This is a genomic window from Streptomyces sp. LHD-70, from assembly GCF_031157275.1.
Classification (GTDB): domain Bacteria; phylum Actinomycetota; class Actinomycetes; order Streptomycetales; family Streptomycetaceae; genus Streptomyces.
Genome location: NZ_JAVIFW010000008.1, coordinates 377398 through 386736, shown reverse-complemented (window position 1 = coordinate 386736; position 9339 = coordinate 377398). Strand labels below are relative to the sequence as shown.

The following is a 9339-nucleotide window of genomic DNA, read 5'->3' as shown; positions in this document are numbered from 1 at the left end:
ACCAACCCCCCCCACCAAACCGCCCCAACGAACCGCCCCGTCTCGCCCAGAACGGGCAAGGCTCCCGTATCCGCCTTAGAGTCGACTCTCGTGGGGGTCAGCTGCCTCGGGGAGTCGAAGGAGTCATCGCCTCATGAGCAGCAGCGGCATACCGGTCGACGTGGCGTGCGACGCGCGTCTCGGTCCCAATTACGCCGGTCTCGACGTCAAGGACGCCCGGCGCCGGCGCCTCCGTGCGACCGTCAGAATGCATGCCCGGCGCGTGGAGGCGGCTCTCGACAAGCTGCGGTCCAGGGCGGCGCGCGCCCTCACGCCCGACCCCGACGGTGCGCTCGCCCGCCGTGCCGCGGTCCGGGAGGCCGAGCAGGAGGTGCGCGAACTCGACGCCGACGGGCGGATCTTCACCAGAAGGGACACCGGGGCGCAGATCAGGACCCGGGACACCCTGGCGGTCGCGGATCCGGTGCTGCTCGCAGGGCAGGCCGACGACCGGTACGAGGTGGAGTGCCTGACGCACCGCGGTGACCCGCTGTTCTTCGACGACGCGAACGCCGCCGCGCGCGCCGCCCGGCGCTCGGACGTGTGGTGCGAGGGCTGTCGACAGCTCGAACAGGTGCTGCGGCCGGTGCGCGGCCGCGCCCGCATCCGGACGCGTACGGCCACCGGGGCAAGGGCCCGCGCCCGCGCCCGCACCCGCGACCGGAACGGGGCCAAGAGGCGGGCTTGACCTTGCCGTTGGCGTCAGGGTCGGACGCTCACGACATGAACCCCAGCCCCAGCCCCAACCCCAGCCCCAACACCGGCGAACACCCCGCTTCCACTCCACCCCGAGTCGTCTGTGTGACCGGCGCGGGTACCGGCATCGGGCGGGCCACCGCTCGGGCCTTCGCGGCCGAAGGGGCGCGGGTCCTGGCGGTGGGGCGGAGGCCGGAACCCTTGCGGGAAGCGGCCTCCAGCCACCCGGAGCTGATCACTCCGCTCGTCGCGGATGTCGCTGCGGACGGCGGTCCCGAGCGGATCGTCGAGGCGGTGGAGCGTACGTACGGACGTCTGGACGTGCTCGTCAACAACGCCGCGATCGTGCGTGGCGGGGCGCTCGGCGCGGTCACGCGCGGCGGGGTCGACGAGCAGCTGGCCACCAACCTGGTCGCTCCGATCCTGCTCGCGCAGGCCGCGCTGCCGCTGCTGGCGCAGGCGCGTGGGGTGATCGCCAATGTCAGTACGTCGGTCGGGCAGCGCGCGTTTCCGGGCAGTGCGGTGTACGCGGCCACGAAAGTGGCCCTCGACCTGCTCACTCGTAGCTGGGCCGTGGAGCTGGCGCCGCGCGGGGTGCGGGTGGTCGCGGTCGCGCCCGGTGCGGTGGAGACGCCGATCGGGGACCACCAGGGTCTGTCGCCGGAGCGGATCGCGGAACTCCGTGCCTGGCAGCTGGCGCACACACCGCTCGGCCGGATCGGCAGGCCCGAGGAGGTGGCCTGGGCGATCACCCGGCTCGCAGCGCCCGAGGCGTCGTACGTGACGGGTGTGGTGCTGCCGGTCGACGGGGGAGCGGTGGTGGCCTGACCGCTCCTCCCCCTCGAGTCCGCGCTCACGCCCCGCAACATGATGGGATCGGGGGCGAGGGACGGGGACACGGCTGAGGGAGGGCGACCCTAGTGCGGATAGGGGAGTTGGCGGCGCGCACCGGTACGACGGCGCGCGCCTTGCGTCACTACGAGCAGGCCGGGCTGATCTCCTCGGCGCGCACCCCGAACGGCTACCGCGACTACGACGAGGGCGCGGTCATCCGGGTTCGCAACATCCGGCACCTGCTCGCGGCGGGGCTCACCCTCGACGACGTACGGGTGTTCGCGCCCTGCCTCGACGGGGACGTGACCTCGGCGCCGCCCGCGCCGCAGGGCCTGGCGGTGGCGCGGGAACGCCTCGCCGTGCTCGACCGCCGCATCGCGGCCCAGACGGCCGTGCGGGACCGGCTGGCGGCGGCGCTCGACGCGTCGACGCGTTCGGCCGGCTGAGCCGGGGGCTCCTCACCCCACATCCGCGACGACACAGCTCACATTGTCCGGCCCGCCGAACTCCCTTGCCAGGTCCACGAGTTCACGTACGACGTCCTCCGGACCGGGAGTCCCGGCGAGTACCTCGCTGACGCGCTCACTCGGGACGACCGCGCTCAGCCCGTCGGAGCAGAGCAGGTACCGGTCCCCGGCGACGGCGTCATGCAGCCGCAGATCAGGCCCGGCACCACGCGCACCGCCCCCGACGCCCACCCCGGACGACGAACCAGACCCCGAACCAGACCCCGCACCCGAAACCGAATCAGACCCCGAACGAGCCCCCGCACCCGCCGCAGCCGCCCCGCTCAACGCCCGCAGCAGCAGCGCACGCTGCGGATGCGAGGCGGCCTCGTCGGCGCTGAGGCGGCCCTCGTCGACCATGGCCTGGACCTGCGTGTGGTCGTGCGTGATCTGGAACAGCTCGCCGTCGCGCAGCAGATACGCGCGCGAGTCGCCGATGTGGACGAGCGCCAGCTGGGAGCCGGTCCAGAGCATCGCGGTGAGCGTCGTACCCACGGTGTCGGGCGCAGGGTCGGCGGCGGCGACATCGCGTACGGCGCGGCCTGCGCGTTCGGCGGCGTCCTCAAGGGAGTTGAGGAGGTTGCCCGCCGGGACCGGCTCGGTCTCCAGGCGCTTGAACACGTCGATCGCCGCCGCGCTGGCCGGGCCGCCGGAACGCCCGAATCCGTCGGCGACGGCCAGGACCCGCGATCCGGCGAAGGCCGCGTCCTGGTTGCTCTCGCGGACCAGACCCTGATCGGAGAGCGCGGCGTAGCGGATGTTCAGCGGGGCCGACGGTGTGCCGGTGGTCGTGGATGCCATGGCGGGGTCCTTCCGCGTCAGATGGTCTACGAGGAAGGCGGCGAGGTCTCGCCTGGCGGCGGTGTCCGCCTCGACCCGGGCCCAGTAGGAACGGACTTCCTGAGCCGCGGCGTCCGGCTCAAGGCCGCACACCGTACGGATCCGGGCCAGCGGCATGCCGATCCGCCGCAGCCACGCCACGAGCCGGGCCTGCTCCAACTGGTCCGGTGCGTAACGGCGGTAGCCGGTCACCGGGTCGACGTGTGCGGGCTTGAGCAGCCCCAATTCGTCGTACAGCCGCAGTGCCTTGGGCGACAGCCGCGCCGCCCGGGCGAACGCCCCGATCCCCAGCAGACCCATCCCCGTGCCTCCCTCGACCGGACGCTTCGACCGCCCGGCCCTGCCGATGCTGCGGCTTTCCCCAAGGTGAGGGTCAACAGGGGCCGTTGTTCGGGCCGGTCGAGATCAAATCGAGGTCAAAACAGACCGGCCAGGCAACTCAGGGCCAGGCAACACAGAGCCAGGCAGCTCAGGCCAGGCAATTCAAGGGCAGGGCAGGGCAGCGCAGTGCAGGCAACTCAAGGCCAAGCAGCGCAGTGCAGGCAGCGCAGGCCAGACAACTCAAGGCCAGACAAGGCAGTAAGGCTGATGGCCCGCCTCATGCAGCCGATGGCTGAAGTCCTGCCACTCGTGCAGCAGTTGATAGACATTGAACGCATCGCGCGGTCCGCCGCGGTCCGGGACCGTGGACCAGATGAACGCGGCCGCGCCGACCGCCTCCTCGCCGATACCGCGGAGCGGGTCGACGACGGTCATGGGGAGCTTCACCACGGCGTAGTCGGGGTGCAGGACGACGAGTTCGAGCGGGGGCACCTTGTGCAGGGGTATGCCCTCGATGCCGGTGAGGACCATCGCGGCCATCGTCTCCGGCTTGATCTTCGTGAACATCCCGCCCATGCCGAGCTCGTCACCGCCGAGCTCCTCCGGCCGCATCGAGATGGGCACCCGGGCAGCGGTCGCACCGTCCGGGGCGCCGAAGTATTTGTAGGTCACCCCCACCCGGCCACCCCTGCTCCCCGTGCTCGAAGGGATCCCCGTCGTGGCGTCGCGCCGGTCGACCGCGTCCGCCGCCGCCTCCGCGGCCTCAGGTTCCCTACGGTGCCTCCCCCGGCGGGCACGCCGGGGACCGAGGTCGTCGGTCCCCTCGCCCAGTCCGCCACCGCGATGCATATCTCCACCCGACTGCTTTTTAGGTAACACAGCCACGCCGCGCAACCCGATCATCGTGTCAGTTGACCTCCCCCGTGACCGTACGCCGAAACGTGGGTGTGAACAGCCGTGCTGAAACACCTGTCCGCAGGATGTCCGAGGGCTCTGACACCATGGCTTGTGTGAGCTTTCCCTATGTCCACCCAGTCTCGCAGACGCGAGGGGGCTGACGCCTGGTCGTTATGACCAGGCGGCCCGCCAACTCCCGTCGACTTCCGTCGTCGTCCACTCACCGACGCATCGCAGATCAGGACCAAAGTGCCGTATTCATACGAAGCCCCCGTTTCGCAGACGCTTTTCGACCGAGCGGCCGTCGTGACGCCCGGCGGCGTGAACTCTCCCGTGCGCGCGTTCCGCGCCGTCGGGGGCACGCCGCGCTTCATGGTGTCCGGCACCGGCCCCTATCTCACCGACGCCGACGGCCGTGAGTACGTCGACCTGGTGTGCTCCTGGGGGCCGATGATCCTCGGCCATTCGCACCCCGAGGTGATCTCCGCCGTGCAGGACGCGGTCGCCCGCGGCACCTCGTTCGGTACGCCGGGGGAGGGCGAGGTCGCGCTCGCCGAGGAGATCGTCGACCGGATCGCGCCCGTCGAGCAGGTCCGCCTGGTGTCGTCGGGCACCGAGGCGACGATGTCCGCGATCCGCCTTGCCCGCGGCTTCACCGGCCGCGCCAAGGTGGTCAAGTTCGCGGGCTGCTACCACGGCCATGTGGACGCGCTGCTCGCCGCGGCCGGCTCCGGCGTCGCCACGTTCGGCCTGCCGGACACGCCGGGCGTCACCGGCGCCCAGGCGGGCGACACGGTCGTGCTGCCGTACAACGACCTGGAGGCCGTGCGGGCCGCCTTCGCCGCGCACCCCGGCGAGATCGCCTGCGTGATCACCGAGGCCTCGCCCGGCAACATGGGCGTGGTCCCGCCGGGCGACGGCTTCAACGCCGGCCTGAAGCAGCTCTGCCAGGACAACGGCGCGCTGTACATCTCGGACGAGGTGATGACGGGCTTCCGCACGTCGAAGGCGGGCTGGTTCGGCGTCGACGGCGTCGTGCCGGACCTGCTGACCTTCGGCAAGGTCATGGGCGGCGGCTTCCCGGCGGCGGCGTTCGGCGGCCGCGCGGACGTGATGGCGCACCTCGCCCCGGCCGGCCCGGTCTACCAGGCGGGCACGCTCTCCGGGAACCCGATCGCCACGGCCGCGGGCCTCGCCCAGCTCCGCCTCCTGGACGACGCGGCGTACGACAAGGTCAACGCGGTCTCGAAGGAGCTCCAGGGCCTGGTCACCGAGGCGCTCACCAAGGAGGGCGTGGCGCACCGGCTGCAGAACGCGTCCAACATGTTCTCGGTGTTCTTCACGGCGAACGAGGTGCGGAACTACGACGACGCGAAGGCGCAGGAGTCCTTCCGCTTCACCGCGTTCTTCCACTCGATGCTGGCCGCCGGTGTGTATCTCCCGCCGTCCGCCTTCGAGTCCTGGTTCGTCTCGACGGCGCACGACGAGCGCGCGGTCCAGCGCATTGCCGACGCCCTGCCCGCCGCCGCCCGTGCCGCCGCGGAGGCCACGGCATGAGCGCGCGGGACGAGCTCACGGTGGTGCACGTGATGCGCCACGGCGAGGTGCACAACCCGGAGGGCATCCTCTACGGCCGCCTGCCCGAGTACCACCTCTCCGAGCTCGGCCGGCAGATGGCCGACCGGGTCGCCGAGCACCTGGCCGGGCGCGACGTCACGCATGTCGTGTCCTCTCCCCTCGAGCGCGCGCAGGAGTCGGGCGGGCCGATCGCCAAGGTGCACGGTCTGGGTCTGGCCACGGACGAGCGCCTGATCGAGGCGGACAACGTCTTCCAGGGCAAGACCTTCGGCGTGGGCGACGGCGCCCTGAAGCGCCCGGAGAACTGGAAGCACCTGGTCAACCCGTTCAAGCCGTCCTGGGGCGAGCCGTACATCGAGCAGGTCGTCCGGATGATGGGCGCGCTCGACGCGGCGAAGGACGCGGCCCGGGGGCATGAGGCGGTGTGCGTGAGCCACCAGCTGCCGATCTGGATCGTGCGCAGCTTCGTGGAGAAGCGCCGCCTGTGGCACGACCCGCGCAAGCGGCAGTGCACGCTCGCCTCGCTGACGTCGTTCACGTACCGCGGCGACAGGATCGTGTCGGTGGGGTACTCCGAGCCGGCCCGTGACCTCGTCCCCGCGCATCTGCTCGCGGGCGCGAAGCCGGTCAAGGGCAGGGACAAGGCGTTCGGGGCGTAGGGGTATATCTCTGCTGTCCAGGCGTAACGGACAAATCCGTACGTAATAGAGTCAATGCGCAGTAAAGGCCGGGTACTTACCGAGTGCCCGGCCTTTGCGTTGCCGTAGCAGCAGAAGATTTACGCCACTTGGCGCAACCCTTACGTCCCTGCCGCTATCTACCGGTGTGCCCACATTCGTGGGGGACCAGCGGGGATCAGTACGGAGAATCGGGGACGGATATGCGCGACTGCAGCCGAAGGGGACTGCTGGGACTGGGAGTTGGCCTCGGGGCGGCCGCCGCGGGACTCGCCGGATGCGGAACCGGCACGGGCGACGCGAAGCCGGCGAGCCGGGCCAGGGGGAAGGACGCCCCGCTAGAGGGGCGCGCGATAGGCGACGGTTCCACGTCCTTCACGGGAAAGCAGCCGCACCAGCCGGACAAGCCCGTGCCGCTCGCGCCCGGTGAGACCCCGCCGCAGTTCGTGATCTTCTCCTGGGACGGCGCGGGCGAGGTGGGCAACGGCCTGTTCCCGCGCTTCCTGAAGCTCGCCGAGGAGCACGACGCACACATGACGTTCTTCCTCTCGGGCCTCTACCTGCTGCCCGAGGCGAAGAAGCGCCTCTACCGCCCGCCGAACAACACCGTCGGCGCCTCCGACATCGGCTACCTCACCGACGACCACATCAAGCAGACCCTGAAGTACGTGCGCCAGGCCTGGCTCGACGGCCACGAGATAGGCACCCACTTCAACGGCCACTTCTGCGCGGGCACCGGCTCGGTCGGCAACTGGACGCCCCGGCAGTGGCGCGATGAGATCGACCAGGCCGGATCCTTCGTCAAGGAGTGGCGTACGAACACGGGCTGGACCGACCTGCCCTCGCTGCCCTTCGACTACGACAAGGAACTCGTCGGCGGCCGCACCCCCTGCCTGCTCGGCCAGGAGAACCTGCTGCCCGTCGCCCGCGAACTGGGCTGGCGCTACGACGCCTCCTCGCCCGGCGGCCACCAGCGCTGGCCCGTGAAGAAGCAGGGCATCTGGGACCTTCCGCTGCAGGCGATGCCGTTCCCGGGCCACAGCTTCGAGGTCCTGTCGATGGACTACAACATCCTCGCCAACCAGTCCCAGAACTCCACGAAGGCCCCGCCCCACAACTACCCGGCCTGGCGCAAGCAGGCCACGGAGTCCTACCTCGCCGGCTTCCACCGCGCGTACGAGACCAATCGGGCACCCTTCTTCATCGGCAACCACTTCGAGCAGTGGAACGGCGGCATCTACATGGACGCCGTCGAGGAGACGCTGAAGACGGTCGCGGAGAAGAAGGACGTACGCCTGGTCTCCTTCCGGCAGTTCGTCGACTGGCTCGACGTCCAGGACCCGAAGGTGCTGGAGAAGCTCCAGGGTCTCCCCGTCGGACAGGCCCCGGCGGGCGGCTGGCGCGGGCTCGGCAAAGCCGCCTGAGCGGGCCGTTTCGTACGGGTCGGGGGGTGCCCAAGATCCTCGAAACGGTCATGCGAAACTTTTCACATGAGCTTCCGCCGTCCTGCCTTCCGACGTGCCTCCCTCTTCTCAGCCGGGGCCGCGGTCGCCGCCCTCACCCTGAGCGCCTGCGGCGACGGCGGCACCCAGGGCGGCTCCGGGAACACCAACTTCGTCACCGGCAAGAACGGCATCGCGAGCGTCGAGGCGGCCGAGCGCGTGGCCGCCCCGAAGCTCGAAGGCAAGGGCCTCGACGGCAAGCCGCTCAGCCTCGACGACTACAAGGGCAAGATCGTCGTCCTCAACGTCTGGGGCTCCTGGTGCGGACCCTGCCGCGTCGAGACGCCGTACCTCGTGAAGGTCGCCGAGGAGCTCAAGCCGAAGGGCGTCGAGTTCGTCGGCATCAACACCCGTGACTTCAACAAGGGCCCGGCGGTCAAGTTCGAGGAGGAGCACGGCGTCGAGTACCCGAGCTTCTACGACCCCTCCGGCAAGCTCATCCTGCGCTTCCCGAAGGGCAGCCTCGCCCCGCAGCAGATCCCGTCGACGATCGTCATCGACAAGGACGGCAAGATGGCGGCCCGCGCCCTGCAGGCCGTCAACGACAAGCAGCTGCACCAGATGATCGACCCGCTGCTCGCGGAGAAGTGAGCGAGACGTGATGCACGCGCACGCCCTCGCCGCGAGCCTCGACGGCGCTCATGGGTCCGCCCTCGCCGCGAGCCTCGACGGCGCCCACGGGCCCGCCCTCGCCACCCTCGCCGCGGCCCCCAACGAGACCGTTCTGACCGGCGCCCTCGTCCTGGCCCTGCCGATCGCCCTGCTCGCCGGCCTCGTCTCCTTCTTCTCGCCCTGCGTCCTGCCGCTCGTCCCCGGCTACCTGTCGTACGTCACGGGCGTCTCCGGCACCGACCTCGCCGAGGCCAAGCGGGGCCGGATGGCCGCCGGGGCCGGGCTGTTCGTCCTCGGCTTCACCGCGGTCTTCGTCTCCGGGGGCGCGCTCTTCGGCGGCTTCGGGTCGACGCTCCTGGAGCACCGCGAGGTCATCTCCAAGGTGCTCGGCGCGCTGACCATCGTGCTCGGGCTCTTCTTCATGGGCGCCATGCCGTTCCTGACGCAGCGCGAATTCCGGTTCCACAAGCGGCCGGTGTCCGGTCTGCTCGGCGCGCCCATGCTCGGCGTGCTCTTCGGCATCGGCTGGACGCCCTGCATCGGCCCGACCCTCTCCGCGGTCACCGCCCTCTCCCTGCAGGAGGCCAGCGCGGGGCGGGGCGCCATACTGACCCTGGCCTACTGCCTCGGCCTCGGCGTGCCGTTCATCCTGGCGGCGATCGCATTCCGGCGGGCGCTCGGCGCGTTCGACTGGGTCAAGCGGCACTACGTCTGGGTGATGCGGATCGGCGGCGGCATGCTCGTCGCCACCGGCCTGCTGCTCGTCACCGGCGTCTGGGACCACCTGGTGTCCCAGATGCAGTCCTGGACTTCCGGCTTCACCGTGGGGATCTGATC

At 70.7% G+C, this 9339-nt stretch carries 10 protein-coding genes; 8 read left to right on the top strand and 2 right to left on the bottom strand.

The window, feature by feature from the left end; genetic code table 11:
- Positions 1-133: 133 nt before the first annotated feature.
- The 3 genes from RCO28_RS18675 (at position 134) to RCO28_RS18665 (ending at position 2015) form a co-directional block, all read left to right on the top strand.
- Positions 134-727 carry a hypothetical protein gene (locus RCO28_RS18675; protein ID WP_308942253.1) on the top strand — a complete coding sequence of 198 codons (594 nt, stop codon included), beginning with the start codon at positions 134-136 and terminating at the stop codon, positions 725-727.
- Positions 728-762: 35 nt separating this feature from the next.
- Positions 763-1563 carry an SDR family oxidoreductase gene (locus RCO28_RS18670; RefSeq protein ID WP_308942252.1) on the top strand — a complete coding sequence of 267 codons (801 nt, stop codon included), beginning with the start codon at positions 763-765 and terminating at the stop codon, positions 1561-1563.
- 92 nt (positions 1564-1655) lie between these two features.
- Positions 1656-2015, top strand: a complete 360-nt coding sequence (locus tag RCO28_RS18665) for a MerR family transcriptional regulator (RefSeq protein WP_308942251.1) — start codon at positions 1656-1658, stop codon at positions 2013-2015.
- A 12-nt stretch (positions 2016-2027) separates the two neighbouring features.
- Here RCO28_RS18665 and RCO28_RS18660 read toward each other — a convergent pair whose 3' ends face one another.
- Both RCO28_RS18660 and RCO28_RS18655 read right to left on the bottom strand, forming a co-directional pair.
- Positions 2028-3215 (bottom strand): MerR family transcriptional regulator, encoded by a 1188-nt coding sequence (locus RCO28_RS18660; RefSeq protein ID WP_308942250.1) that lies wholly within the window; start codon positions 3213-3215, stop codon positions 2028-2030.
- 261 nt (positions 3216-3476) lie between these two features.
- The gene (locus tag RCO28_RS18655; protein WP_308942249.1) at positions 3477-4085 is read right to left on the bottom strand and encodes a hypothetical protein; all 609 of its coding nucleotides are present in this window, start codon (positions 4083-4085) and stop codon (positions 3477-3479) included.
- Between the two features lie 285 nt (positions 4086-4370).
- On the opposite strand from RCO28_RS18655, the gene hemL reads away from it, so the two are divergent.
- The 5 genes from hemL to RCO28_RS18630 all read left to right on the top strand — a co-directional run bounded on the left by hemL (position 4371) and on the right by RCO28_RS18630 (position 9337).
- Positions 4371-5690, top strand: coding sequence for a glutamate-1-semialdehyde 2,1-aminomutase (gene hemL, locus RCO28_RS18650; protein ID WP_308942282.1), 1320 nt, complete (start codon positions 4371-4373; stop codon positions 5688-5690).
- Positions 5687-6370: a histidine phosphatase family protein gene (locus tag RCO28_RS18645; RefSeq protein ID WP_308942248.1), complete on the top strand. Its 684-nt coding sequence runs from the start codon at positions 5687-5689 to the stop codon at positions 6368-6370. The genes hemL and RCO28_RS18645 overlap by 4 nt, the downstream gene beginning before the upstream one ends.
- Before the next feature lie 221 nt (positions 6371-6591).
- Positions 6592-7812, top strand: a complete 1221-nt coding sequence (locus tag RCO28_RS18640; RefSeq protein WP_308942247.1) for a hypothetical protein — start codon at positions 6592-6594, stop codon at positions 7810-7812.
- 66 nt (positions 7813-7878) lie between these two features.
- Positions 7879-8481, top strand: a complete 603-nt coding sequence (locus RCO28_RS18635; protein WP_308942246.1) for a TlpA disulfide reductase family protein — start codon at positions 7879-7881, stop codon at positions 8479-8481.
- Between the two features lie 10 nt (positions 8482-8491).
- The gene (locus RCO28_RS18630; protein WP_308942245.1) at positions 8492-9337 is read left to right on the top strand and encodes a cytochrome c biogenesis protein CcdA; all 846 of its coding nucleotides are present in this window, start codon (positions 8492-8494) and stop codon (positions 9335-9337) included.
- Positions 9338-9339 lie beyond the last annotated feature (2 nt).